This is a genomic window from Streptomyces sp. GD-15H, assembly GCF_045291515.1.
Classification (GTDB): Bacteria; Actinomycetota; Actinomycetes; order Streptomycetales; family Streptomycetaceae; genus Streptomyces.
The window spans coordinates 410,847-436,417 of record NZ_CP149447.1 but is presented as its reverse complement, the minus strand read 5'-3'; the positions used below and the strand labels follow the sequence as shown (position 1 = coordinate 436,417).

At 71.3% G+C, this 25,571-nt stretch carries 17 protein-coding genes and 7 pseudogenes; 18 read left to right on the top strand and 6 right to left on the bottom strand.

The features are described from left to right. Positions 1-568: 568 nt before the first annotated feature. The 7 genes and pseudogenes from WJ438_RS02105 to WJ438_RS02075 all read left to right on the top strand — a co-directional run. Entirely contained in the window at positions 569-1,504 is a 936-nt protein-coding gene (locus WJ438_RS02105) for an alpha/beta hydrolase family protein (RefSeq protein WP_406723699.1), read from the top strand. A gap of 218 nt (positions 1,505-1,722) precedes the next feature. Then, the gene (locus tag WJ438_RS02100) at positions 1,723-4,656 is read left to right on the top strand and encodes a LuxR C-terminal-related transcriptional regulator (protein ID WP_406723698.1); all 2,934 of its coding nucleotides are present in this window, start codon (positions 1,723-1,725) and stop codon (positions 4,654-4,656) included. Positions 4,657-4,798: 142 nt separating this feature from the next. Then, positions 4,799-6,064: a helix-turn-helix domain-containing protein gene (locus WJ438_RS02095; RefSeq protein WP_406723697.1), complete on the top strand. Its 1,266-nt coding sequence runs from the start codon at positions 4,799-4,801 to the stop codon at positions 6,062-6,064. Positions 6,065-6,151: 87 nt separating this feature from the next. Then, positions 6,152-7,415, top strand: a pseudogene (locus tag WJ438_RS02090) (IS701 family transposase). 320 nt (positions 7,416-7,735) lie between these two features. Further along, a complete protein-coding gene (locus WJ438_RS02085; RefSeq protein ID WP_406723696.1) occupies positions 7,736-8,173 on the top strand; it encodes an archease in 438 nt (145 codons plus the stop codon). A gap of 443 nt (positions 8,174-8,616) precedes the next feature. After that, positions 8,617-8,784: a hypothetical protein gene (locus WJ438_RS02080; RefSeq protein ID WP_406723695.1), complete on the top strand. Its 168-nt coding sequence runs from the start codon at positions 8,617-8,619 to the stop codon at positions 8,782-8,784. Further along, a pseudogene (locus tag WJ438_RS02075) lies at positions 8,768-9,376 on the top strand (IS6 family transposase); the annotation flags it as partial. The gene WJ438_RS02080 and the pseudogene WJ438_RS02075, both read left to right, overlap by 17 nt. A gap of 12 nt (positions 9,377-9,388) precedes the next feature. On the opposite strand, the pseudogene WJ438_RS02070 reads toward WJ438_RS02075, so the two are convergent. Further along, positions 9,389-11,493 (bottom strand): annotated as a pseudogene (locus WJ438_RS02070) (ISAzo13 family transposase). A 53-nt stretch (positions 11,494-11,546) separates the two neighbouring features. Here WJ438_RS02070 and WJ438_RS02065 point away from each other — a divergent pair. Both WJ438_RS02065 and WJ438_RS02060 read left to right on the top strand, forming a co-directional pair. Next, a pseudogene (locus WJ438_RS02065) lies at positions 11,547-11,711 on the top strand (IS6 family transposase); the annotation flags it as partial. An 81-nt stretch (positions 11,712-11,792) separates the two neighbouring features. Continuing rightward, a complete protein-coding gene (locus WJ438_RS02060; RefSeq protein ID WP_406729564.1) occupies positions 11,793-12,344 on the top strand; it encodes a serine hydrolase domain-containing protein in 552 nt (183 codons plus the stop codon). 53 nt (positions 12,345-12,397) lie between these two features. On the opposite strand, the pseudogene WJ438_RS02055 reads toward WJ438_RS02060, so the two are convergent. Further along, positions 12,398-12,697, bottom strand: a pseudogene (locus tag WJ438_RS02055) (ATP-binding protein); the annotation flags it as partial. A gap of 148 nt (positions 12,698-12,845) precedes the next feature. Next, positions 12,846-14,120 carry an ISL3 family transposase gene (locus WJ438_RS02050; protein ID WP_406723694.1) on the bottom strand — a complete coding sequence of 425 codons (1,275 nt, stop codon included), beginning with the start codon at positions 14,118-14,120 and terminating at the stop codon, positions 12,846-12,848. Between the two features lie 173 nt (positions 14,121-14,293). Between WJ438_RS02050 and WJ438_RS02045 the strand changes: the two genes are divergently transcribed. The 8 genes and pseudogenes from WJ438_RS02045 to tpg all read left to right on the top strand — a co-directional run. After that, the gene (locus WJ438_RS02045) at positions 14,294-16,000 is read left to right on the top strand and encodes an IS1634 family transposase (protein WP_406723693.1); all 1,707 of its coding nucleotides are present in this window, start codon (positions 14,294-14,296) and stop codon (positions 15,998-16,000) included. 121 nt (positions 16,001-16,121) lie between these two features. Then, complete coding sequence (locus tag WJ438_RS02040; protein WP_406723692.1) at positions 16,122-16,298, top strand: hypothetical protein; 177 nt, start codon at positions 16,122-16,124, stop codon at positions 16,296-16,298. A 97-nt stretch (positions 16,299-16,395) separates the two neighbouring features. Continuing rightward, positions 16,396-16,821, top strand: a complete 426-nt coding sequence (locus tag WJ438_RS02035) for an SMI1/KNR4 family protein (protein ID WP_406723691.1) — start codon at positions 16,396-16,398, stop codon at positions 16,819-16,821. Positions 16,822-17,038: 217 nt separating this feature from the next. Next, entirely contained in the window at positions 17,039-17,443 is a 405-nt protein-coding gene (locus WJ438_RS02030; RefSeq protein WP_406723690.1) for a hypothetical protein, read from the top strand. 535 nt (positions 17,444-17,978) lie between these two features. Further along, entirely contained in the window at positions 17,979-18,737 is a 759-nt protein-coding gene (locus WJ438_RS02025; protein WP_406723689.1) for a hypothetical protein, read from the top strand. 38 nt (positions 18,738-18,775) lie between these two features. Beyond that, positions 18,776-18,865: pseudogene (locus WJ438_RS02020) on the top strand (IS5/IS1182 family transposase); the annotation flags it as partial. Between the two features lie 58 nt (positions 18,866-18,923). Further along, entirely contained in the window at positions 18,924-19,841 is a 918-nt protein-coding gene (locus WJ438_RS02015; RefSeq protein WP_406723688.1) for a hypothetical protein, read from the top strand. A gap of 686 nt (positions 19,842-20,527) precedes the next feature. Further along, positions 20,528-20,775: pseudogene (gene tpg, locus WJ438_RS02010) on the top strand (telomere-protecting terminal protein Tpg); the annotation flags it as partial. Positions 20,776-20,790: 15 nt separating this feature from the next. Here tpg and WJ438_RS02005 read toward each other — a convergent pair. The 3 genes from WJ438_RS02005 to WJ438_RS01995 all read right to left on the bottom strand — a co-directional run bounded on the left by WJ438_RS02005 (position 20,791) and on the right by WJ438_RS01995 (position 24,727). Further along, positions 20,791-21,030 carry a hypothetical protein gene (locus WJ438_RS02005; protein WP_406723687.1) on the bottom strand — a complete coding sequence of 80 codons (240 nt, stop codon included), beginning with the start codon at positions 21,028-21,030 and terminating at the stop codon, positions 20,791-20,793. Positions 21,031-21,141: 111 nt separating this feature from the next. Further along, positions 21,142-23,484: a SpoIIE family protein phosphatase gene (locus tag WJ438_RS02000; RefSeq protein ID WP_406723686.1), complete on the bottom strand. Its 2,343-nt coding sequence runs from the start codon at positions 23,482-23,484 to the stop codon at positions 21,142-21,144. Positions 23,485-23,974: 490 nt separating this feature from the next. Then, the gene (locus WJ438_RS01995) at positions 23,975-24,727 is read right to left on the bottom strand and encodes an IS6 family transposase (protein ID WP_406729563.1); all 753 of its coding nucleotides are present in this window, start codon (positions 24,725-24,727) and stop codon (positions 23,975-23,977) included. A gap of 480 nt (positions 24,728-25,207) precedes the next feature. On the opposite strand from WJ438_RS01995, the gene WJ438_RS01990 reads away from it, so the two are divergent. Beyond that, positions 25,208-25,450 carry a hypothetical protein gene (locus tag WJ438_RS01990; RefSeq protein WP_406723685.1) on the top strand — a complete coding sequence of 81 codons (243 nt, stop codon included), beginning with the start codon at positions 25,208-25,210 and terminating at the stop codon, positions 25,448-25,450. Positions 25,451-25,571 lie beyond the last annotated feature (121 nt).

The following is a 25,571-nucleotide window of genomic DNA, read 5'->3' as shown; positions in this document are numbered from 1 at the left end:
GTGGCGGTCCGTCGCGTGTCGCCGACGGGACTCCTCCTCCTCTTTCTCCACCCCGCACAGCGTGGCCCTTCTGTCCGTGGTCAGGACATGCCACACAGGCTCCCCCGAAGTGTCTGCACCGCACCACATCTCGTGCATTCCCAGCTCCCTCCGGGTAGGCAGGCCGCTTCCATACGAGCACGGTGCGGGCCGAATCGACTCCCCGAGAGGGCCATGCGGGTGACGCGCGGGGCAAGTGCGCTCGAGTTCCCGCACGGCGGTCACCGCCGGCGCCGACTCCGGCGCTGACCGCGCCTCTTCGTCTACCCCGGCCGCCTGCCCGCATACGGTGCCGCCGGCTCGGTGGGCCGCCGGGCCGACGGGTTCGGGGGAGCGGCGGGCCTTGGGGAGCGGCGCAACGAGACCGGTGAGATTGCCGGTCCGCGCCGGACCCTTCCGCGCCGACAGTGGCAACCGCCAGCCCCAGAGGCGGCGCCCACGGCCCGGAGCACGGTCACTCCCACGTCCCACGTCGTACCCCGTGCATCGGCCGCCGGGCGGCTCGCCGCGACAGAGAGGACCACTCGTCGTGCAGCAGCGCCCCCACACCAGCACCTCGGCCGCGACCACGTACCCGGCCCGCACCCGGCGTGGCAGGACCGGACGGTTCGCCGGACTGGCCGCGGCCGTCGCCGCCGTCGTCGGCCTCACCACCCTCACCGGCCCCGGCGCCCACGCCGCGGGCAACCCCTACGAGCGCGGTCCGGCGCCGACCGAATCCAGTATCGAGGCGCTGCGCGGCCCGTACTCCGTCTCCGACGTCTCCGTCTCCTCGCTCTTAGTGAGGGGCTTCGGCGGAGGCACCATCTACTATCCGAACAGCACCGCCGACGGAACGTTCGGCGCGATCGCCATCTCGCCCGGCTTCACCGCCTACGAGTCCTCCATCGCCTGGCTGGGCCCGCGCCTGGCCTCCCAGGGCTTCGTGGTGTTCACCATCGACACGAACAGCACGCTCGACCAGCCCGCCTCCCGCGGTGACCAGCTGCTGGCCGCGCTGGACTACCTCACCCAGAGCAGCGCGGTCCGCAGCCGTATCGACAGCAGCCGCCTCGGCGTCATGGGCCACTCGATGGGCGGCGGCACCCTCGAAGCCGCGAAGGACCGGCCCTCGCTCGAAGCGGCGATCCCGTTGACGCCCTGGAACCTCGACAAGACCTGGCCCGAGGTCCGCACCCCGACCCTGATCTTCGGGGCCGACGGCGACACGGTCGCCCCGGTCTCCACCCACGCCGAGCCCCTCTACACCGGTCTGCCGTCCTCCCTCGACCGGGCCTACCTGGAGCTGAACAACGCCACCCACTTCACGCCCAACTCGAACAACACCACGATCGCGAAGTACAGCATCTCGTGGCTGAAGCGGTTCATCGACAACGACATCCGCTACGAGCGGTTCCTGTGCCCGCTGCCGCAGCGGAGCCTGACGATCGAGGAGTCACGGGGCAACTGCCCGCACACGTCCTGAGATTCCGTCGGACCTCGACCCGGTGGCGGCCCGCACGCGGTGCGGGCCGCCACCGGCGTTGTGCGTGTGCACCACCGAGGGCCGCCCAGCTTGGTCCGCGGCACACTCCGTTCCCCGCGCGCACGTCGAAAATCCGCTGGTGGTAGGGCGGTTGGGCCACTTTCCGAGCACGGAGGAATGCCTTCCGCCGCTTCTTGCGCGTGAGTAACGTCACGGAGATGACCGGACAGACGCCCCCCGGATCCGCTCCGCTCCGGTACCGCCCGGGCCCCCGACGGCAGGCGCTCGCCGCGCTGCTGAACGGGCTGCGCACCGACGGCGGCGCCCATGTCGTGACCGGTGAACCCGGTGGCGGACGTACGGCCTTCCTGGAGTTCGCCGCACGCTCCTTCCGCGCCGGACCGGTGTGGCACGTCCGAGCCGGTCCGGCCCGGACCCCGCGGCCGCACAGTGGTCTGCGCACCCTGCTGCGTGCCGCCGGCCGCTCCGTACGCCTCCCCGCCGACGGCACGGCGGACAAGGTGTTCCTGGACATCCTGCGGGAGGCGTCGGCCCGTTCGCCCCTGCTGGTGTGCGTGGACGACGCACACCTGTGGGACCCCGCCTCGCGCGCCGTGCTGGGCCGGGCGGCGGCACGCGTGCACGCGGCGGACGGCGCCCACCGGGTCGGGCTGCTCCTCACCGTCCCGGGGCACCGGCCCGTGGACCCGGAGTTGGCCGGGCTGCCGGTGCTGGACCTCGCCCCGCTCACGCCCGGGGCCGCGGCGGGACTCCTGCACGACCTGACGGACGGTGCCGTCGACCCCGCCGTCCGCGACGAACTGGTGGCCGAGGCGCAGGGCAATCCCGCTCTGCTGGTGGCCCTGGCCCACCGCCTCTCGCCCGCCCAGCTCCACGGTCGGCGTGCGCTGCCCCGCCCGCCGGCCGACGCCGGGACACTGGCCGCCGCCGCCGGCGGGTGCCTGACCGGTTTACGGCCCGGCCACGCCGACCTGCTGTTGACGGTCGCGGCGGCGACACGTGTCACGGGCGAGCCGGATGCCGAGGCGTCGCTCGTACGGCGGGCGGCGGCCGTCCTCGGAGAACGGGGGGACGTACCGGGTGCGGGAGTGACCGCCACCGCCGCCGGCTCCGGACCGGTGCCGCACATCGAACCACCTCTCTCCATGCAGGAGTTGCCCGACCTGCTCGTGGTCTCCGAGGGCCGGCTCCGATTCCGCAGCGCGCTGCTCGGCAGGGCGGTGTACGCCAGTGCGCCGCCCGAACGCCGCCGTGCCGTGCACCGCGCGCTGGCCGGGGCGCTCCCGGCACCGCACGGCGTGCCCGCCCTGCTGCACCGCTCGTGGACCGTCCCGGGCCCCGACGCCGACCTTGCCGCGGAACTGGCCGCCGCCGCAGTCGACTTGACGTCCGGGCTGCCACCCGGTCTGCGCCGTGCGGCCCAGGTGCGTGCCGCCGAACTGACACCGGACGACGGGGAGCGTGCGCACCGGTACACGGCCGCCGCGGAACAGGCCCTGCTCGCCGGGCATCCGCCCGAGGCCCTGCGTCTGCTCGACGCCGCTGGGGCCTGTCCGGCACCCGCCCCGGTGCGCGGCCGCGCCGAACTGCTCCGCGCCAGGGTGCTCCTGGCCGACGGCCCGGTGGACGACGCCCGCGAGTCCTTCCTGCTCGCAGCCTCCCTCCTCGCGGGCCCGAGCCCCGCGGAGTCCGACGAGGCAGTCCTCGGCGCGGCGGACGCGGCATGGGCCGCGGGCGATCCGGCGGCCTGCCTCCGCGCCCTCGCCCACGACGCCCCACCCGGAACCGGAGACACGGCCGCCCTGTCCCGGACCGAGAGCCATGGCGCGGCCGCCCCTACCGTCGTCGGTATCGACACCCGGGCCGCGGCGACGGTGTCACCGCCTCCCGGCCCGCACGCCCTGCTCCGCGACCACCGGGACGGTATGCGCGCGGTCCTGCTGGGGCGGTTCGACCTTGCCGCCGCCCCGTTGACCCGGGTGGTGGACCGGGGCCGTCCCGCCACCGAGCCCGAGCGGCTGCTGCGTTCGGCCGCCGCGGCACTCATGCTCGGCGACGTGGCCGCCGCCCGCCGGGCCGGGGCGCGGGCGCTGGCCGCGGCACGGACCCTGAGGACCGTCGCCCTCGAACCGAGGGCCCTGGAGTACCTGGCCTACGCCGAACTGCGTGCCGGCCGCCACCAACTCGCCCGGACCCACGCGGAGGAGGGGCTGCGCGCCGCGCGCCGGACCGGGCAGCGGAACACGGCCGCCCACCATCACGCGGTGCTGGCACTCGCGGCATCGATCGAGGGGGCGGAGGAACGCGTGGCCGAGCACACGGCGACCGCGCTCGCCACGGCCCGGCGGCACGGACTGGCGCAGGCCGCCATGCTGGCCCAGTGGGCGGCGGCCCGCGCCGACCTGGGTGCGGGCCGCCCCGGCGAGGCCGCCGACCGGCTCGGCCCACTGGTGCGCCCAGGTGCGCGGCGCGGGCACTTCGCGGTGTGGATGCTCGCGGTCCCCTGCTTCGTGGAGGCCGCCGCACTGGCCGGGCAGCCCGAGCGCGCCCGCGCGGTGGTCGAGGACTTCGCGCTGTGGGCCGGGTGCGGCGCCGACCCGCAGGCTCCCGCCCAACTCCTGCGCTGTCGCGCCCTGCTGGCCGCACCGGAGGCGGCCGACGAGCTGTACCTGCGGGCCCTGGACCGGCATGACGAGACGTCCGGCGACTTCGAACGGGCCCGCACCGAACTGCTGCACGGCAAGTGGCTGCGCCGCCAGCGCCGGCTGCGCGAGGCGCGGGCGCGGCTCGGGGAGGCGCTGGTGGACTTCGAGCGCTGCGGCGCGCACCTGTGGGCGCGCCAGGCCGGCGCGGAACTGCGCGCGGGCGGCGCGGCGCTGGGCGGGGCGGGTACCGGCGAGCCGCCCCGGCACGATGCGCGGGACCTGTCCCGGCTGACCCCGCAGCAACTGCGGATCGCACGGTGCGTCGCCGAGGGCGCCACCAACCGGGAAGTGGCCCTGAGCCTGTCCGTCAGTACCCGTACCGTCGACTACCACCTGCGCAACGTCTTCGCGACGCTCGGCGTGCGTTCCCGGGTCGAGCTCGTCCGACTGGTCGAACAGGCGGAAAAGATCAGCGCACAACCCTAGGGACCGACCGGACGGTATGCCATCCTTCGGGGCAGGACGCGTCAGGTGGCGGCCCGCCCACGGGCTCCGCGGCCGGTCGGGAGCCGGTTCGAGGACCGCCACGCGGGCGCCGCCGGGAAGCCGACCCTGGGGGAGATGCGCGATGCAACACGCCGTACGGCCACGTGGCCTGCCCCGCCCCGGACCCGTGCACGCACCCGCACCGCGGCCACGGACACCGCGCGTGCGGTCACTGATCGACGCCGACGCGCTCCGCGTGCTGCACCGTGCCGCCCGGGTCCTGCTGGACGACCTGCCCCAGCTCACCGACCAACTGGTCGCCCTGCTCCAGGACCAGGAGCCCGCCTACCGATCGGCGGGCGAGCGCGATGCCACCGAGATCTGGCAGGAGGCGCACCGCTCACTGCGGCACAGCGTCTCCTCGCTGCTCGACCCGCGTGGTGCCCGCGACGCCGCGCGTCGCTGCTCCTGGAAGATCGGCGCCACACGCGCCGAGCAGGGGCTGCCGCTGGACGCGGTGCTGCACGCCTTCCGCCTCGGTGGCTCCCTGGTGTGGCAGGGCCTGGTGGAGGAGACCTCCCGGACCGCCCCCGAGGACGTACGGCTGCTGGTGCACGTGGCGTCGGACGTGTGGAACTTCGTCGACGAGCACTGCACCGTCGTGGTGGACGCCTACCGGCAGACCGAGCGGCAACTGGCCTGGCGGCGGGAGAACAGGGTGCGGCTGCTGACCGCGGCGCTGCTGGACGGAACCAGCCGCATCGCCGACCTGCCCGAGGCCGCGCTCGCGCTGGAGCTGCCGGAGCAGGGCCGGTACCTGGTCGTCGCGGTCGGCGGTGGCGGATTCACCGCCTGTCCCGGTGCCCAAGCGGTCCTCGTTCCGGGTGTGCGCGTGCACTGGCATACGGGCGTGGACGCGGACCACGGCATCGTACGGGTCGACGACGACACGGAGCCGGTGGTGGCGGACGAGCAGCCACCGGGCGTACGGGTGGGGGTCAGCAGCGCCGTCGAAGGGCTCGCGGCGGTGGGAGAGGCGCGCAGGCTGGCGGACACCGCGCTGAGCCTGTGCCCGGAGACCGGTGGTACGGTCCGGCTGACGGAACACCTGCCGGCGGCGCTGGTGGTGTCGTCCCCCGACCTCGGCACCGCTCTGGCGGACCGGCTGTTCGGCCCGCTGGCGCACCTCGAACCCGCCGACACGGAGATCCTACTGGAGACCCTGGCCACCTGGCTGGCCTGCGACGGCTCGGCCCAGCGGGCGAGCAGACGGCTGTACTGCCACCGCAACACCGTCCTCAACCGCCTGCGCCGCTACGAACAACTGACGGGGCGCTCCCTCTCCCGCCCCTTCGACCTGGTCGAGGTCACCCTCGCCCTGACCGCCCGCAGACTCCTCCCGCGCTGACCGGCATTCCCCGGACAGGCCCTAGTAGGGCTTTGTTAGGTACCCCGATTGTTCGTGCGTAGGTAGTGTTGTGATCTTCTTTCGGGTGTGACACCGGAGGAGATGGAGACGGTCCGCCCGCGCCTGGAGGCGTTCGCGGCCGAGATGCTGGGCTCGCTGCCGCGGCGGGACCAGCGGGCCAAGGGTGAGCTGTACCTGCGTGGGCTGATGCTGGACGGCAAGCGCAAGTCGATGCAGCCGATGGCCGAACGCCTGGGCGTGGACCACCAGCAACTCCAGCAGTTCGTCTCCTCCTCCACCTGGGACTGGGTCAAGGTCCGTGAGCGGATGGCCCGTTGGGCCGCCGCCCACATCTCGCCGGAGGCGTACGCCATCGAACGACGTGGGCTTCCCCAAGGACGGCTACGACTCCCCGGGGGTGGCCCGGATGTACTGCGGCGCGCTGGGCAAGCGCGGCAACTGCCAGATCGGCGTCAGCGTCAACCTGGTGTCCGACCGCGCCTCGGCGGCCGTCGACTGGCGCCTGTTCCTGCCCGAGAGCTGGGACGACGCCCAGCACGCCGGCGATGTGCTGCTGGCGGAGGCGATCCGGCACCGACGTGCCAGGGTCGGCATCCCCGAGGCCGAGCGGCACCGGGAGAAGTGGCGCCTGGCCCTGGACATGCTCGACGAAGTGCGCGGGGACTGGGAACTGCCGGACCTGCCGGTCGTCGCCGACGCGGGATACGGGGATGCCACCGGCTTTCGCGAGGGGCTGACCGAGCGCGGCCTGGCCTACGCCGTGGCGGTCAAGGGCACCACCACCGCTTACCCGGGTGACGCGGTCCCCGAGCGCCCGCCGTACTCCGGTCGGGGTCGCCCACCCGTCCCGACCTACCCCCAGCCGCACACCACCTTGCGCCAACTCGCCCTGGATGCAGGAAGGTCGGTGGTGCGGACGGTGACCTGGCGCCAGGGCAGCAGGGTCGGCAAGCACAACCCCCGCGCCGAGATGCGCTCGCGCTTCCTGGCGCTGCGGGTCCGCCCCGCCAACCGCACCATCCGCCGCTTCGCCGACGGCTCCCTGCCCGAGTGCTGGCTGCTGGCCGAGTGGCCACCGGGCTCCGCCGAGCCCACCGACTACTGGCTGTCCACCCTGCCTGCCGACACCCCGCTGCGTGACCTGGTCCGGATCGCCAAGATCCGCTGGAGAGTTGAGCACGACTACCGCGAGCTCAAGGACGGCCTGGGCCTGGACCACTTCGAGGGCCGCAACTACTCCGGCTGGCACCGGCACACCACCCTCGCCTCCCTCGCCCAGGCGTTCTGTACCCTGCTGCGACTCGACCCAAAAGTCCCTGCGCCGGCCTGACCCTGTACGCGGTCCTCCGCGAACTCCAGGCCCTCCTGGCCACCTGGGCCGGCGCCTGCTCGATATGCGGCCGGCCCGCACCGACACCAGAACCACACCACAGGACCTAACAAAGCCCTAGTAAAGGCCTGCATGGGAATCGGCAGATGAGTGCTTCCATGAGGACGACGCGGCCGAGCATCACTCGTGTGGGGCAGCCGCTTGTTGAAGACCCTCTTTCTTACAGGTGTCAGTCCCAGGCCGACGCGCGTGCCTTTCCCCACGGGACGACGATGGAGGCACGGACCGTTCGTGTGGATTCGTGAGGGGAAAGCAGTGGTGTGACAAGGCCGGAGAGTTCCGCGCGGCACGCCGGGCATCGTAGTGTTCCGCACACCGCGGACCTGCGGGTGGAGGCATGGGCGCCAACGCGCGAGGAGTGCTTGGCGCAGGCGGTGCGGGGTGTCTGCGAGTCGTTTCTGGACCTGACTGGGGCAGCCGGTGTCCGCCGGCGGGACGTTGTGGTACAGGCGGACAGGGGCGAGGATGTACTGGTCGCTCTGCTGGAGGAGGTCGTGTACTGGCTCGACACCGAGGGCGAGGTGCCGGTCGGTATGGAACTGGCGGCTGTCACCGGCGGCGTGCGGTGCGGGCTGCAGCTGGCTGATGCCGGGTCGCTTCCGGTGACGGGGGCCGCGCCGAAGGCGGTCACGCTGCACGAGCTGACCTTCGTCGGCGGGCCGGAGGGCTGGAAGTGCTCGGTGACGCTCGACGTGTGAGCCTTGGCCGCAGCCACTGGCCCACGTCGGCTGCCGCGGCACCTCGGCGCATGGCCTGAGCAGCTGGGTGACCCGCTGCACGTGCGCCTCAGTCCACCCGGTCTTTGCGCAGGGACCGGCGCAGTCGCCGCAGTGGCCACATGTTGATCACATCGTCGGGGGTGAGCCGTCCGCGTTGTACCGTGCCGATTCCATAGCGGAGGTAAGCGAGGTGGGGGGCTGAGTGAGCCTCCGCCAACCTGAAGCCGCAGGTCAAAGGGCTGGTGTGACCGGCTCTCGCGGTGCTCCTGCTGGTCGTGGGTGGGAGTCCATGGAGAAGATCGTCTGACAGAGGTCGGGATTGTCTCCGAAACGGAGGTCAGTCCGGGGCGGCGCTCTGGCCTGTGCACCCGGGCTGGAAGGCTCAGTCCGTCCTGTTGGCCAGCGCATGACATCCTGGCCCAGTGCTCCTGAACGATCTCGCCAGCAGTGTCGACCTCCACCCGGTGCGCTATCAGTTCGCCACGGTCCGGGGCGACTCGTACGACGACAACTGGCTGGTCATCGATGGCACGGTGATGACCCCTGAGGGAAGCTGGGGTGCTGTCACGTTGGCTGACCGGGTGGGATGATCTTCGGGTTGGTCATGGCGGAGGGGAACCGTCCGTGGACAGTGCGCCGTCGTACAGGGGGCATCGGTACCCGGTCGAGGTGATCTCGCACTGCGTGTGGCTGTACTTCCGCTTCCCGCTCAGTTTCCGGGAGGTCGAGGAGCTGATGCTCCAGCGCGGCGTGACCGTCTCGTACGAGACCGTCCGGCGCTGGTGCCTGAAGTTCGGCCAGGTCTACGCCAACGGCCTGCGCCGTCGGCAGCCCCAGCCCGGCGACACGTGGCACCTGGACGAGGTCTTCATCAAGATCAACGGTGAGCAGAAATACCTGTGGCGGGCCGTCGACGCCGACGGGATGGTGCTGGACATCCTGGTGCAGAACCGGCGCGACAGGGCCGCGGCCAGGCGTTTCTTCCGCAGGCTGATGAAGAAGACCGGTACGGTGCCGCGGGTGGTCGTCACCGACAAGCTCCGCTCCTACGGCGCGGCCCACCGCGAGGTCATGCCCTCCGTGGAACATCGCTCGCACAAGGGTCTGAACAACCGGGCGGAGAACAGCCATCAGCCCACGAGGCAGCGTGAACGCGCGATGAAGGGCTTCCGCAGTACCGGGGCTTGTAAAGAATCAACGTGGTGATTCGGCTTTCTGCGGGGCGTTCTCGGGTGGTGCGACGGAGGCGAGGAGGTCCGCTGCGGTGCGGAAGGGCGTGGCCGGTGTCGGGAGGTGGCCGTCTTCTTCCAGGAGGGGGCGGAGGTCACGGAAGATGGTGCCGATGGTCTGCGGGGTGACGTCGAAGAGGGCGGCGAGTACCTGTCGGGTGCAGACGTTGCGCTGGTGGAGGACTGAGATCAGGACGCGTTCCGCGTGGGGGATCTTCTGGTGGAAGGCGCCGCCGTTCGTCCCGGGCCGGCGTGGCCCGCCGCGTCGCTGGTAGCGGCGCCGTTCCCGCAGGGCTGTATACCTCACCAGTAGCCGGTCGGTCAGTTTCTGCAGGTCTGCGCGGCTCATGCCGGTCAGTGACGGGTCGGACAGCACCGTGGAGATGTCCGGCCGCCGGGGCGGGGTGGCGGAGCCGGTCCGTACGAAGGCGAGGACCTCCTGCGCCTGGATGAAGTGCAAGGCGGTGGGGGTAATGGCGTAGTGGTGCTCGTCCAGCACAGGCCGGGTCTCCCTGATCGCCTGGCCGATCGCCGGCGGGGTGACCTGGAGGATCTCGGCCAGGACTTTCTGGGCGCATGTCTGCCGCAGATGCAGGACGGTGATCAGGAGGCGGTCCCTGGCCGAGAGCAGGGACCGGCCGTGGGCTCCCGGGACCTGGCGGCGTTTCCCGCCGCGCTGCTGGTGGCGGAGTTCTTCGCGCCGCGCGGCCTGGGCGGGGGCCAGGTGCCGGGCCATCGCGTCCAGTTCTTCGTGGCTCATCCCGGTCAGGCGCGGGTCGAACAGCAGTTCAAGGGCCGCCGCCCGCTCCGGCAGCGGAGCCCTCCCGGGGGCCGCCGGGTCGGTGGGCTTGTCCGCGGGGCGGATGGTGTAGTTCCAGGTGCCGCGCTGGGTGTGCGGCTCGAGGGGAAGTGCCTTCATGCGGTCGGTGCCGACCGTGACGCCGGTGGGATAGGCGCCGGTGTCCAGGGCGGCCTCGACCCGCAGCCCGGTGCGGGTCCGGGTCGAGGCGATGGTCTGGACGACGACTTCGTGGCTGGTCAGTGGCCTGCCGCGCCAGTTCATCGTGATGTGGGAGAATAGCCGATGCTCAATTTTATTCCATTTTGAAGCACCCGGCGGAAAGTGACACACCGTAATCTTCAGGCCCGTCTCGGCGGCCAGCGCGGCCAGTTCGGCCTTCCAGACCCGGGTGCGATAACCGTTGGAGCCGCCCGCGTCCGCGGTGATCAGCAGCCGGGTGGCCTGCGGGTAGTCGTCTCGTCCGCGAGCCTGCCACCAGCGGCGGATGGAAGCGACCGCGAAGGCGGATGTGTCGTGGTCGCATCCGACGTTGACCCAGCCGGTATCGGCGGTGAGGTCGTAGATGCCGTAGGGGATGGCCTGCTCGGCGTCGGGCCGGCGGCGAAGAAGCTGTGGTCCTCCACCTTGACCGGCTCGCCCTTCGGGCGCCACTGACGGCCGGCGTTGGGCAGCCGGCCGAGCCTCTCCTTCTTCTTGGCATCCACGCTGATGACCGGCTCACTGGCTCCCTGGTGCTGCTTGACCTGCTCGTTGATGTAGCGGAACTGGGCGTCCCGGTCAGGGTGCTGCCTGCCCTCCAGGGTCTTGGCGTTGACCTGGAGGCTGAAGCCGTCCTCCCGCAGCAGCCGGCCCACGGTGGGCGCCGACACGGGATGCCCCTGCCCGGCGAGTTCCTCGGCCAGGTGCCGCAGCGACTTGGTCGTCCACCGCAGCGGCGACATGGGATCCCCCCGCTCGTCCGGCTCGACCAGCCTCAGCAGAGCCGGAACAAGCAGCGGGTCCAGCTCCTCGGCACTCTTACGGCCCCCACCACAGCGGCGGACCTGGCCATCGGGCAGCGGATCCTCGCCGCCCTCCAGTTCGAAGACCCCTTTCCGTACGGTCGTCTCGCTCACGCCCGCAGTGCGCGCGACGGCCCGGACCCCGCCGTGGCCCAGCAGCCGGGCCTCGGTGGCCAGCGCCAGCCGCCGCTGCCGCTCATCCAGGTGCGGAAACAACACCCTGAACCTCAGGGCGAGTTGATCACGAACCTCACTCGGTATGCGCATACCAGACCAACGCGCCAGAGACCGCGAAGCAACGTGTTGATTCTTTACAAGCCCCCGGCGGGGCGCAGCGGTTCCTGGCCGCATTCAGCGGCATCTCGCCCCACTTCCGGCCCCGCCGCCACCTGATGCCCGCACCCGACTACCGAGCCGAGATGACCGTCCGCTTCGCTATCTGGGATCAGATCACCGGCGCCACCGCCCTGCCCACCGCGGCCTGAGCACGGAGCTGGAACCCGGCCCCACCACACCCGATACACCGTCAGGCACCCACACACTCCACAACGTGACAGTGCCAGTCACTGACCGGCCGCTCCTACGAGCAGGTCATCGCCGACGAGGTCTTCGCCCGCGCCGGCATGACCGCGTCGGGGTTCTGGGCACTGGACGAACTCGGTCCGGGCATCGCCGAGGGATATCTCACCCCGGCCGCCGGTCCGACTCCGTACCGGACCCACCACTACACCACCACCCCGCGCGCCGCCGCCGACGGCGGAGCGACCTGCAGTGCCGCCGACCTGACCGCTTTCGCCCGGGCGCTGCGCACCGGCCGGTTGCTGGACGAGGGGACCACGCGCCTCGCGCTGACCCCGCAGGTCGACGAGCGGGCGGAGAAGGTGCGCGGATACCGGTGGAAGTACGGCTTCGGCCTCACCCACCTCCTCGACGACCGGGGAGCCGTCGTCCGCTGGGGCCACACGGGCGAGGAGGACGGGGTCAGCGCCCGCCTCTACCACTATCCCCGGCACGAGGTGGACGTCGCCGTCCTGGGCAACGTCAGCTGGTGTGCGGGTGACATGGGGTGGGCCGTGCATGACGCCCTCGTGAACGGCCCGGCCGGGTCCAACGGTTGAGGCGGTCACGCGGTCGGGTGCCGTCGCCGGGGAGCGGGAGGGGGGCCGCCGGGTCACGCTCCGCCGGTGTCCATGAGGGAGATGCGGGCGGTGATGCGTTTGCCGGACGTCTCCGGCTGCACGTCCAGCGCCTGGGCGAGGGCCGTCACGATCTCCAGGCCGTGCTGCCCCACCCGGCCCGGGGCCGGGTCCCGGACTACGGGCGGTACGCGGTTGCCGTCCCGGACCCTCACCTCCAGGGCGTCGCCGAGGATGCGCAGATCCAGCCGGATGGGGCCGGGCGCGTACTTGCGGGCGTTGGCGACCAGCTCGCTGACCACGAGCTGGATGACTTCCATCGCGCGCGCCGACACCGAGCAGGCCGCACCCCCGGGTTCGACGTAATTTGGGGGTTCTAGAGGTCCTGCGGAGCTGAAGGCCCAGGTCATCGGGCTGCGAGAGGCAGAGAAGCCCGAAAGTCCCTAGAGACGCGATTTTTGGCTCTCCTGCTGTATGAGTGGGTCACTCCGTGGCGGGTTGGCGGCCGGGGAGGGCGGGCTTGTCGCCGGCGAGGGTGAGCATCACGAGCGCGATGATCGCGTCCGCGCTGTGGAAGCCGAAGCCGCGGCGGATGATGAGGCGGGTCTTGGTGTTCGTGGACTCGATCAGCCCGTTGCTCATGCCGGTGGTCAAGGCGGCGCGGATGGCGTCGTCATGGCGGCGGATGCGGCGTTGGAGGTCGACGAAGGCGTCGATGCGGCAGCGACGGGCCCAGCCGATCCACCGGTCCAGGGCCTGCAACGCGGCGGTGGGACGGGTCTTGGCCAGCAAGAACACGGCCCGCAGAGCTTCCTTGAGGCGCCAGGCGCGGTGCAGGCGGGGGTCGGTGGCCGCGATCCAGGCGAGCTTCGCGGCCTGGCGGTCGGTGAGGTCGGCTTCGTTCTTCCACAGGGCGAACCGGGAGTCCTTCAGCGCCCGGGCACGCTCGCGGCCGTCGGTGTCGGCGGCCTGGTGGCGGGCCCGGTTCCAGGAGGCCCGGCGCTCGACGTCCAGGGCGTCGGTGGCCCAGGCCACCACATGAAAGGGGTCCATCACACGCAGGGCGGCCGGGGCCCGTTCGGCCAGTGTCTCGGCGATCCAGAGCGCGCCGTCGGCGCTGATGTGGGTGAGGCGGGCGGCCCGCGTCTCGCCGAGGTTGTCGAAGAAACGGGCGAGGACGGTCTTGCCGTGCCCGTCGGCCATCCAGACGACCCGGCCGGTGTCGTGGTCCACGACCACGGTCATGTACTTCTGCCCCTTGCGGTAGCTGATCTCGTCGATCCCGATCCGGACCAGCCCCGTGAGTTGGTCGACGGTCCGGTCGCGGTCGGCGACCACGCGCGCCACGATGCCGCCGACCGTGCGCCAGGAGGTCCGCATCAGCTGCGCGGTCGCGGACTTGGAGCACTCGGCGGCCAGCCACGCGGTCTGCTGGTCGAAGGCACGGGTGTGTCCGGCGTCGTGGCGGGCCCAGGGCACCGCACCGGTCACGATCCCGTGGGTCCGGCAGGCCACCCGGGGTGCGGCGGCCTCCAGGAACACGCGCATCGCCCCGTGGTCGAGGTCCCGCCACCGGCGCCGGCCCCGTCCCGCGTCATAGCCCGGGGCCCGCCGGCGGCACACCCCGCACCGCCCCCGCCGCCGCGCGTCGGGCCGTACCGACACGATCACGCACCGCTCGCTCTCATCGATCCGGACACCTTCGATCACCGTGTGGTCGACCGTCAGCGTCCGCTTCCATATCCTGAAGACAGACACGCCGTTTTCCTGCTTGATCCAACTTGAGCCTCAACACCTCAAGGGTCACAGGGGACGGCGTGTTTCACGTATCAGAGCAGGTCAGGACACCCACTCATACGGCAGGAGAGCCCGATTTTTTCCATTCACCTGCGCTGTCCTGGCCGCAGCTCGTATGGTCTAGAGCCGTGTACGTGAAGACGACGAAGCGGGAGAACAAGTCCGGCACGGTCCGGTACCTCCACCTGGCCCACAACGAGTGGGACCCGGCCAAGGGTCGGGCGGTGCCCAGGGTCCTGCTCACCTTCGGCCGCGAGGACCAGCTCGACCGCGACGCGGTCAGGCGCCTGGTCGCGTCTCTATCGAGGCTGCTGGAGCCGGGCGACGCGCTGGCCGCGACCGCCGCGTCCGACCTGGAGTTCGTCTCCTCGGTGCCGTTCGGCGGCACCTACGTCCTCGACCACCTGTGGCGCCGACTGAAGATCGACCAGATCGTGGGCCGGGTCGGGCAGCCCAAGCGCGGCCGCCGCCGGGACATGACCGCCACCGAACGGGTGCTGTCCGCCCTGGTCGCCAACCGGGCACTGGCGCCGTCGTCCAAGCTCGCCGCAGCGGACTGGATCACCCACGACGCGCACATCGACCGCCTGGCCGAGATCGGCGAACAGCCCTGCTACCGGGCGATGGACTGGCTCCATGAAGTGACCGGCGACCTGGAGAAGCAGGTCTTCGACGAGGTCGCCAACCTGCTGAACCTCGAGGTGGACCTGCTGTTCTTCGACACCACCAGCACCTACTTCGAGCTGGAGGAGCCCGACGCCCCCATCGCCCGCGACGACGCGGGCCGCCGGCTGGACGCCGACGCGGGCGACGACAAGGCGAAGCAGGCCGGGTTCCGCGCCTACGGCAAGTCCAAGGACTCCCGCGACGACCTGCCCCAGATCGTCATCGGCATGGCCGTCACCCGCGACGGCATCCCGGTGCGCTGCTGGTGCTGGCCGGGCAACGCCTCCGACCAGAAGCTGATCCGGCAGGTCAAGGACGACATGCGCGACTGGACCCTGGCCAAGATCGTGTGGGTGACCGACCGCGGCTTCTCCAGCGAGGCCAACCGCCGCTACCTGCGGCAGGGCGACCACGCCTACATCATCGGCGAGAAGCTCCGCTCCGGATCACCCGAGGTCAGGGCCGCCCTCTCCCGGCAGGGCCGCTACACCGAGATCGCTGAGAACATGCGCGTCAAGGAAGTACGGATCAGCGACACCGACCGGTTCGTGATCTGCCACAACCCCGAAGCCGCGCTGCGCGACCAGCACATGCGCACCCAACTCGTCGCCAACCTCGAGGAGTTGATCGCCGACACCGACAAGCTCAGCGACTTCAAACGGGGCGAACTACGCGGGAAGATCACCGACAAGCCCGGCCTGAACCGCTACCTGCGCACCACCCCCGCCGGCAAGCTCCGCATCGACACCGCCAGGATCAAGACCGAGGAGAACCTCGACGGCAAGTACCTCCTGCGCTGCTCCGACCCCAAGCTCAGCGCCGAGGACATCGCTCTGGGCTACAAGCAACTCCTGGAAGTCGAGCGCGGCTGGCGGGACATGAAGCAGATCATCGACCTGCGGCCCGTCTACCACCGGCTCGAAGAACGCATCCGCGCCCACGTCATCCTGTGCTGGCTCGCCCTCCTGCTCATCCGCATCATTGAGACCCAGGCCGGCACGACCTGGCCCCGGGCCCGCCGCGAGCTCCAGCGCCTCCATGTCGGGACCTTCACCGGCCCCGCCGGCACGTTCCAGCAGGTCACCGGCCTCACCAAGCCGCAGACCGACCTGCTCGCCAAGCTCGCCATCCCTCACCCCAAGCAGGTCCTCGACCTCCAGCCCACACCCCGCTGACCAGCAGGAATACCACCGCCTAGAGAAACGCCCTCCAGGCGGCCACACCCATGTCCGCGCAGATCAGACCCCAGATTCGGCCCTCCAGGCCACCGAATTACGTCGAACCCGGGGCACCGACGTGCGGCAAAAGGACGCACTTCGCGCCGGGATCGAGGACACCATCAACCAGGCCCTCGACGTCACCGGCATCTGGCGGGCCCGCTACCGCGGCCTGCCGAAGGCCCGCCTGGGCTGCCCCCTCTTGGTCCGGGGGCGGTGCGTGGCCGGCCCGGCGGGCCGTACTGTCGCTCGGTGATCAGCCGCGCCACTGGTCGAATCGCGCGACGCCGGCCCGGCCGGCGGGCCGCTTGACGGCTCGATCGCGGGCCAGTCTCCTGGAGGTCGAATCAACCGTGTGGACCGAAGCCCTCGCGGTCCTACCCGGCACGACCGTCTTCCAACCCCCTGCTGCGGAGGCGTCGCTGCTGCGCTGTGCCACGGTCCTCGGCCATCCACTGCCCGCGGACCTCGCTGCCCTGCTCCGCGAGAGCAACGGCGTCGAAGGAGAGTACGGAGCCGGGCTCATCTGGTCGGCCGAGCGCACCGTCTCCGAGAACCGGACCCGTCGCCAGGACAGTGAGTTCGCCGCCCTCTACATGCCCTTCGAGCCGCTGCGCTTCTTCGCGGACGCAGGCAACGGAGACCTGTTCGGGCTCCTTTCCGGGCTCCGGCGGCCCGATGTATTCGTCCGGGACCACGAGGACGACAGCCGCACCTGGGTGGCACCGAGCCTGGCCAAGTACCGCGAGGGGTGGCTGACCGGGCGGATCAAAATGTAGCGCCACGCCTCACGGTCCGCCGGTTCCCGATGAGATGATCTTGGCGTGGCTGGTGTGATCACGGGGTCGGAACCGGCCTGGTCCATCGCGAGAGGGGAACATGTCACGCTCACAGTCTCGGCGAGGGGCCGGTGCCGCAGAGGGCACCGTGCCGCCGCAGCAGCCCGCGCCCCGGCGCCGTGGGGCCATCGTCGGCGGGGGCGGGACGGTACGCAAAGTGGTCCTCGGGCTCGTGATCGCCTTGGCGGTCCTGCCCGCGTCCTCCTTCGTTTCCGTGCACTGGCCGGGAGGATTGGAGAAGTCGGCGGGGGACGCCGAGGGCCCGGCTCCGGGCGAGGGCGCGGATCCGAAGGACGACGTCCGGATCGGGGCGTGCACAGTCGATGCGGCCACGGGCAGGCCCTCGATGCAGATCACCGTCACCAACTCCGCCGCGTGGCGCGTGGCCTACCAGCTCGACATCGCGTTTGTGACTCCTGTGCGCGTCAGCTTCGGCGACCACGGACTCGCCACCAGCCCCCTGGAACCGGGCCAGTCGATCACCACCACCGCCGACGGCATGCTGCCCCTCGGAGACCACGTGACCTGCAAGGTCACGCAAGTGACCCGCACCCCCCGCTGACAGCCTCGGAGCCGGGTCAGCGCGATGGTGACCTCCAGGTCTGTGCGGCCGGCCGGAGGGCCGAACCGCAGCGACTCGACCAGGCCGACATCAAGCACCCACGGCTGCCAACTTCCCCTGCAAGCACGGACTCCACGCTACGAGGGGAGGGACAAGTCCAGGCCCGCCTCGTTCACGGTGGCATCCTGCGCGGACAGGCGCGGGCCGTGGGTGGCGGCCAGGGCGATGACGTCATCGATCGTGCTCATGGGACCACGCTCTCACCTGCGCCTACGCCACTTCCAGCTTTTCCCCTCACCCGCCATGCCGCCGAGGGGCTGCTCCGGAGCGACACGGCCTACTCCTCGACCATCCTCGCTTGCCAGATCAACCTTGCACTCACCCTGCCCCACGGCCCGGCCGGGCGATAGGGTCCGGATGTGCGTTGATCTTCCGGGCGGCGGCCCTGTGCAGCCGCAGACGGTGCCGGGCGCCTCCCGAAGAAGGGGCCGCCCCGGCGGGCATACCCGTCGTCACCCCACCGGAGTTCCACACCATGACCGCTCAGCAGCCCCTCACCCACGACGCGTTCGTCGAACTCGCCGCCGCCGATCCAGCCGTCGTCGGCCTCGTCCTCACAGGTTCCCGAGCCCACGACGGCATGGCCACCCAGCACTCCGACCACGACCTCTACGTGGTCCTCGCCGATGACACCACGACCGATCTCACCGGGTTCGCGGGCCACCGCACCGCCCGGCTGGACCTCGTCATCGTCTCTCTCACCGAGTTCCGTGCAGCCGGGATGCCCGGTTTTGAACGCTACGCCCTCGCCCGGGCCCGGGTCGTGCTCGACCGGCTCGACGGGGGCATCGCCCGGATCCTCGCCGACAAGGCACGCCTGGGGGCCGAGGAGGCATTCCAAAACGCCGGCGACCGGCTCGACGCCTATGCCAACTCCCTCTACCGCTCCGTCAAGAACCACCGGGACGGCTGGGCCCTCGCCGCCCGCCTCGACGCCGCCGACAGCATGCGGTTCCTGCTGGAGCTGCTCTTCGCTCTCGACCGCCGCCCCCGTCCCTACAACAAGTACCTGGAGTGGGAGCTCGACCGGCACCCGCTGCCGGGCTGGGACACCGACGTGCTGCTCCGCGCCGTGGACCGGATCTCGGCCACGGGCGACGTAGCCCTGCAGCGGCACCTGTTCGCCCTGGTCGAGGCGGCCGCCCGGGCGGCCGGGCACGGCGAGGTGCTGGACGCATGGGGCGAGGACCTGGACCTCATGCGACCGCAAGAGGCAGACAGCGAGGCTCCCTGATCTCTGCCCTGGTGGTGACGGCGTCGGAGCCGTCCTGGATGGCTCCGTTCACTGGGCTGAGCCCGCGGCAGTTCGCCAATCCGATCAGCGCTTTGCGACGCGAGGGCGCCGATCCGGTTCCAACGGGCTCCGGGCGGCCATCCCGGCCCTGAACGGACGGACGAACGACCCATGGAAAGGAAAGCCATGCCTGCAGACTCCGACGATCGAGCAGTGAATGACTGGTGCTTCAAGCACCTGGGCTGCCCGGTCGCCGAGCGCACTTTCACGGCGGGGAACCTGTCCGTGGTCTACGGACTACGACTGGCAGACGGCCGCGAGGTGGTGCTGAAGATCCGCGACGACGATGCGCGGCTGGAAGCCTGTACCCGGGTGCAACGCCGGATGTGGCAGGCGGGCTTCCCCTGCCCGGAGCCATTGACCGGTCCGTTGCCGCTGGGCAGGAAGGTCGCCAGCGCCGAGACTCCTGTGCCAGGGGGCGAGGCGCCCGCGCCCGCCGATGCTCCCCGACTGTTCGCCGGCCTACTGGCCGACTTCGTGACCCGCGCAGAGGAGTTCGATCCGCAGCCGCTGCTACGGCCCGCCCCCGCGTGGGTCCTCTGGTACCACGAGGAGGACGGCGTCTGGCCGGTCCCGGATGACCGGGACGCCGACCTCAACGCCGAGCGGTGCTCTGCCACGGCGTGGGTCGACGAGCTCGGCGCGGCCGTGCGCGAGCGGCTCGAGGAGGTCCGCGACGCCGCCCGCGTCTTCGGACACGGGGACTGGGACGGCCGCAATGTGAAGTTCCGCGACGGCCGGCCGCTCGCAGTCCACGACTGGGACAGCGTGGTCTACGAGCCCGAGGTGGTGATCATCGGTCAGGCCGCCGCCATGTTCGAGGGCGGGCCCACCGGTGCCGGAGCCTCGGTCGAGCGGACAGTGGCCTTCCTGGAGAAGTACCAAACCGCGCGCGGACGAGCGCTGAGCGACAACGAACTGCAGCTGTGCTGGGCAGCGGGCCTGTGGGTGCGCGCCTTCAACGCCAAGAAATTCCATCTCGACAACTTCGACGCGCTGGGGCGCGACGAAGCCGAGACGAGGATGAGGCGTGCCGGGATCTGACGTAACGACGACCGACGCAGCGACGGAACACCACTACAGGTATTCGTCCTCGGCTCGGATGGTGTGGCCGGGGCCCCAGTTCGGTGAACCCCCGATGGGCATCGTCGGAGATGGCCTGGACCGCGCCATGCAAGGGGCGTTGTCCGGGACGACGACGGCGACCGGGGCCAGGCGGCGGGTGCCGAAGGCCTGCGGTTCCTCGAGGCGGACTGCCGCAGAGGGCGCTGTGGGAAGTAGTCGGTGCGGCCGGCCCCCTTGACCAGCGCGCTGACCTGCGACTCTTCCTCAGGTCCGTGCCCGGTTGAGGCGCCCTGTCCGGCGCTCTGCGGGACGCCTTGTCCGGTGCCTTGCAGAGCGTCCTGTGAGGCTCCTTGGAGAGCGCCCTGCCGGCCGGCTCCCGGCGGTCGCTGTCGCCGCGTCGCCGAAGCGGCCCGGGCCCGCCCTGCCCGGCCGCCGACGGGCGCCGGCCGAAGCAGCCGCCCCCGCCGGCGGCCGAAGACGCGCCAGCCCCCGCCGCGCTGCCGTCACGACCCGGCGGGTGCCGTGCCGGTCGTCCTGACCGGCACCGGCGCCGCCCGGGCCGAGTTGCTCACCGACACCTCGCTTTCCCAGGCGATCACCCCCTGACCACCGCCGCTTTCCCGGGCCCGGACCCCGTGACCGCCCGTGTGAACACAGGTTGCCCTGCCCGCTTCGGCTTCACCGCCGCGCCCGGCACCACCGACGACGCCCGGATCCGGCACCTCACCCTCGCCTGCCCCCGCAGTACACGGCCCGCCTGTTCGACGCCTAGGACGCCGGTGCCAGTGAGCGGCAGCTGCGCATCCTCGCCGCCGAGGGCCTGGGCGAGGTCTACTTCCGCGACGGCGGCCGCCGCGCCCACGGCCTGGCGGTGGTGTTCACCGACGTCGAACACCTCGAGTTCGACCTGTAGGGCCGGGCTGCGCCATCAGATCGGGGGAGGCTGCGCAGCTGCGCATTCGGCTGTGGGTGGCTGCGGATCACCTTCAGGGCCGGCGCCCAGGGCGCGGCGACCGGTGACCGGGCGCGCGGGCATCGGGTCGCCGGCGGCCGGGGCGGCGGGCAGGCGTTCGGCGGCGAGCCGGGCGCGTGGCGCGGGCGGCAGTTCGGTGTCCGCCTCGGTGGCGGTGCGGGTCGGTCCGGTGCCCGGCGGGCGGCGGTCGGTCATCGCCCGAGATGGCACGATCAACTCCAAGATCGTCCCAGGCCGGTCAGTCAATGTGACAACGCCCTACCACCGATTACGGGACAGAGCCGATGATCAGACACTCCCCGATGCTCAGGCCGGGGTGAGGGCTTGTTCGGCCCAGATGGTCTTGCCGTCGGTGGTGTAGCGGGTGCCCCAGCGGGTGGAGAGCTGGGCGACCAGGAACAGGCCGCGGCCGCCCTCGTCGCTGTTGCGGGCGAGGCGCAGGTGGGGGGCGCTGAGGCTGCCGTCGGAGACTTCGCAGATGAGGGATGCGGTGTGGATGAGGCGTAGCGCGATGGGGCCGCGGGCGTGCCGGATGGCGTTGGTGACCAGTTCGCTGACGATGAGTTCGGTGGTGAAGGCAAGGGGTTCCAGGTTCCAGTCGGCGAGCTGAGCCTCGGTGAGGGTGCGGGCCTGGGCGACCAGGGTGGGGTCGACCGGCAGCTCCCAGGAGGCCACCCGGTTCGCCTCCAATACATGGGTGCGGGCCAGGAGCAGGGCGGCGTCGTCGGAGCGGCGCTCCGGCGCCAGGGAGGCCACCACGGCCTCGCACAGCTGCTCCAGCGATCGGGCGGGGGCGGCCACGGTGTGGGCCAGTCGGTCGAGCCCGATGTCGACGTCCCGGTCCGGGGCTTCGATGAGGCCGTCGGTGTACAGGGCGAGGAGCGTGCCCTCGGGGAGCTGGCGTTCGGCGGTTTCGAAGGGCAGTCCGCCCAGGCCCAGGGGTGGACCGGGCGGGATCTCGTGGAGAAACTCCACCATGCCGTCGGGCTGCACCAGGGCGGGTGGGGGGTGGCCGGCGCGGGCGAAGGTGCAGCGGCGGGAGATGGGGTCGTAGACGGCGCACAGGCACGTGGCGCCCTGGCAGTCGGAGTCCTCCTCGGCCAGGCGGACGACCAGGTCGTCGAGTCGGGTGAGGATTTCGTCGGGGTCCAGGTCGAGGTCGGCCAGGGTGTGGACGGCGGTGCGCAGCCGTCCCATGACGGCCGCGGCGTGCAGGCCGTGGCCGACCACGTCGCCGACTACCAGGGCGACGCGGGCTCCGGACAGCGGGAGGACGTCGAACCAGTCCCCGCCCGCTCCGGCGTGGGCGGCGGCGGGCAGGTACCGGTGGGCGGTCTCCACGGCCGGGTGGTCGGGCAGGTCGTGCGGCAGCAGGCTGCGCTGCAGGGTCAAGGCGGTGATGTGCTCGCGGGTGTAGCGGCGGGCGTTGTCCACGCACACCGCGGCGCGGGAGCAGAAGTCCTCGGCCAGGGCCAGGTCGCCCTCGTCGTACGGCTGGGGATCCCGGTACCGGCTAAAGACGGCCGCTCCCAGGGTGATTCCGCGGGCCCGCAGTGGCACCGCCATGAGCGAGTGGATCCCCACCTCGCGGATCTTCTCGGCCGCTCGCGGGTCGAAGGCGAACCACTCCTCGACATCCAGCCGCCGCACCAGAACCGGCCGCCCGGTGGCCAGGCACCGGGCCTGAGGGGTGCCGGGGTGGAAAGCCCCCGTCGCGCCCACCGCGTACACGGCCTCCGGGGCGCCTTCCTGGACCGAGCTGATGCCCGACCGGCGAAGCAATACCTGTCCGCCCACCGGCCCGGGGTCCGGTTCCTCGCCCCGCACCGTCGCCTCCAGCAGGTCGACGACGACGATGTCCGCGAGCCCGGGAACGGCCGCGTCGGCCAGTTCCTGGGCGGTGCGCACCACGTCCAGGGTGGTGGCGATGCGCTCGCCGGCCTCGGTCAGCAGCGCCAGCCGCCGCTGGGCCAGGTACCCGTCGGTGACATCGACGAAGGTCTGGCATATCCCCAGCAGGCGGCCGGCCGAATCGGTCAGCCGGAAGAAGGAGGTGGACCACACGTGCTCGCGGTCCGGCTCCGACGGAGGACGGCCGCGCACCTGGAAGTCGAGCACCGGCTCGCCGGTGTCCCGCACCTGGCGCAGGACCTCCTCGACCGTCTGGACGTCAAGACCCGGTGCGACCTCGCCGATGCGCCGGCCGAGGAGCCGCTCGGCGGGGACGGCGGCCGCACGCTCCGTCGCGGCGTTCACCCAGCGGTGCCGCAGCTCGCTGTCCATGACAGTGATCGGGATCGGGGACTGGCTGAACAGCGCCTGAAGGATCGCCCGGTCGACCTCCTCCTGCTCCGCTTGCCGGGCGTCGGCGGCGCTGACCGACCAGCCGGCCCGGCCCTCCCGGCCGAGCAGCGGGCGCACGCGCAGCGCGACCTGCACCTCGTGCCCGTCCCTGTGCTTGAGGCCCAGCACGCCGTCCCAGTCCTGCCCGGCTGGGTGCTCCTCGCGGGCGACATGCGCTGCAGTCCGGCCCTCTGGGCTGGTCAGCAGGTCCACCGCAGGCGTGCCGCAGATCTCTTCCGCCGGATATCCGAGCAGCGTCTCCGCCTGCGGACTCCACAAGGAGATGTCGCCCTTGCTGTCCACCACTGCCGTGGCTGTGTACGGCCCCTGCGTCGGGTCTCTTGAACCTGCGCCAAGGCCTCCGGAAACCTTAGGACCGTTCATCGCCACCAGCCCGTCCCTGACCCCTTCCCTGCCTGCCCAGGATAGCGACGCAAGCGATGCTGAAGTTGCTCCGGTTTGGTGGACGACCATCCGCTTGGGGACACTGGGTCCCGCAAGGAGGAGTCCATCGTGCCGAGGACGCGTCCGGCCTGCCCGCCGGAGTTCCGTCGCCGGATCATCGAGCTGGTCCGCTCCGGCCGCACGCCGGAAGAGCCGGCCAAGGAGTTCGAGCCGTCCGCCCAGACCACCCGCACCTGGGCCTTGTCCCCGGAGGGTGGACACCTGTTCGTGTCGTTATGCGGCAAGTGTCAGAGTAGCCGACTGTTGCTCGTAAGGGCGTTGTCACGTTGTTGGGTGTGTGAGTGTCTGATGGCGCGTGGGGGCGTGGTGGGCTTGCGCTTCGGGCCTGGGGTCAGGCCGTGGCGGGCAGGCCGGCGACTCCGGTGATCTGGTCCCAGACGGCGAAGCGGATGGTCATCTCGGCTCGGTGATCCGAGGCGGTCATCAGGTGGCGGCGGGGCCGGAAGTGGGGCGAGATGCCGCTGAATGCGGCCAGGAACCGCTGCGCCCCGCCGGTACTGCGGAAGCCCTTCATCGCGCGTTCACGCTGCCTCGTGGGCTGATGGCTGTTCTCCGCCCGGTTGTTCAGACCCTTGTGCGAGCGATGTTCCACGGAGGGCATGACCTCGCGGTGGGCCGCGCCGTAGGAGCGGAGCTTGTCGGTGACGACCACCCGCGGCACCGTACCGGTCTTCTTCATCAGCCTGCGGAAGAAACGCCTGGCCGCGGCCCTGTCGCGCCGGTTCTGCACCAGGATGTCCAGCACGCTGCCGTCCTGGTCGACGGCCCGCCACAGGTACCGCTGCTCACCGTTGATCTTGATGAAGACCTCGTCCAGATGCCACTTGTCCCCAGGCTGAGGCTGCCGTCGGCGCAACGAGTTGGCGTACTGCTGCCCGAACTTGCCACACCACCGCCGCACCGTCTCATAGGAGACGGTCACGCCGCGCTCGGGCATCAGCTCCCCGGCCTCGCGGAACGACAGCGGGAAGCGGTGGTACAGCCACACGCAGTGGGAGATGACCTCGACCGGATACCGGTGCCCCTTGTACGACGGCGCGCTGTCCACGGACGACCCTCCCAGCCTGATCAACCAGAAGATCATCCCACCGGTCAGCCAACGTGACAGCGCCCAGGCGCCGCATCGCGCCGTGCCGCAGCCGGTCCATGTCGTCGATGTCCCCGCAGGGGGCAACCCCCAGTCCGCGCCCGCGGCCATGCCCGCGATCAGCGCCATCGCCTTGGCGGCCGGGAAAGCGCCGGTGCCGTCCTTCGAGGCCGGCAGCCGCACCAGCTCGCCGATCAGACTCGGCAGTCCGCACCGCTCGGCCAGGCGCACCAGCGGCGCGAGCCCGCCGTACGCGATCAGATTCGGATCATCGAACCGTGCGGAGACCTTCGCCGCGGCATGCGAGGATTGCATCTCAGAAGTGCCTTGTTGCTCGTGCGTACTGGAAGCCTAGAGAACTCCCATCATCGCAGGTCGCAGGGCACTTCCTCGTTCCCGGCGGTATCACGGCCGGACATCAACCGGTGGATCCGGGCTCAGCAGCTCCTGGACGCTCAGGCAGAAGCCGCGAACCCGATGGCGAACCCGGAGTGGCGAGCCCTCGTGCGGCAGCGGCAGACTCTCGCCGCTTTGTTCGCCGAGCCAGGGCGGACCGACGAAGACCGCAAGCGCGCCCGGATGGACTGGAACGTGTGGCCGGAAGTTCTGGACCACCTTGCGGAGGACCAGGACGACGCCATCGATTTGTACGGCGTGAAGCTGTGCCAGTACGCCATTGGGCAGCAGGCTCGCCTGGAGCGCCAAGCAGCATGGGCATGACCGACCAGTTCTCAGGCGTCGACCTGGCGCGAGCAGCAGCCCCTCGTGGCCACTCGCGCCAACGCCAGGACGCCCGGCCAGCCCTCGGGAACGACCCGATTCCCAAGGCGTCAGCCCCACG

Excerpts from the sequence above, each read along its gene's own strand:
- WJ438_RS02025 (WP_406723689.1), top strand. The coding sequence starts at position 17,979 with ATGACCGCTCAGCAGCCCCTCACCCACGACGCGTTCGTCGAACTCGCC.
- WJ438_RS02095 (WP_406723697.1), top strand. The coding sequence starts at position 4,799 with ATGCAACACGCCGTACGGCCACGTGGCCTGCCCCGCCCCGGACCCGTG.
- WJ438_RS02015 (WP_406723688.1), top strand. The coding sequence starts at position 18,924 with ATGCCTGCAGACTCCGACGATCGAGCAGTGAATGACTGGTGCTTCAAG.
- WJ438_RS02100 (WP_406723698.1), top strand. The coding sequence starts at position 1,723 with ATGACCGGACAGACGCCCCCCGGATCCGCTCCGCTCCGGTACCGCCCG.
- WJ438_RS02005 (WP_406723687.1), bottom strand. The coding sequence starts at position 21,030 with ATGACCGACCGCCGCCCGCCGGGCACCGGACCGACCCGCACCGCCACC.
- WJ438_RS01990 (WP_406723685.1), top strand. The coding sequence starts at position 25,208 with ATGGCGAACCCGGAGTGGCGAGCCCTCGTGCGGCAGCGGCAGACTCTC.
- WJ438_RS01995 (WP_406729563.1), bottom strand. The coding sequence starts at position 24,727 with ATGATCTTCTGGTTGATCAGGCTGGGAGGGTCGTCCGTGGACAGCGCG.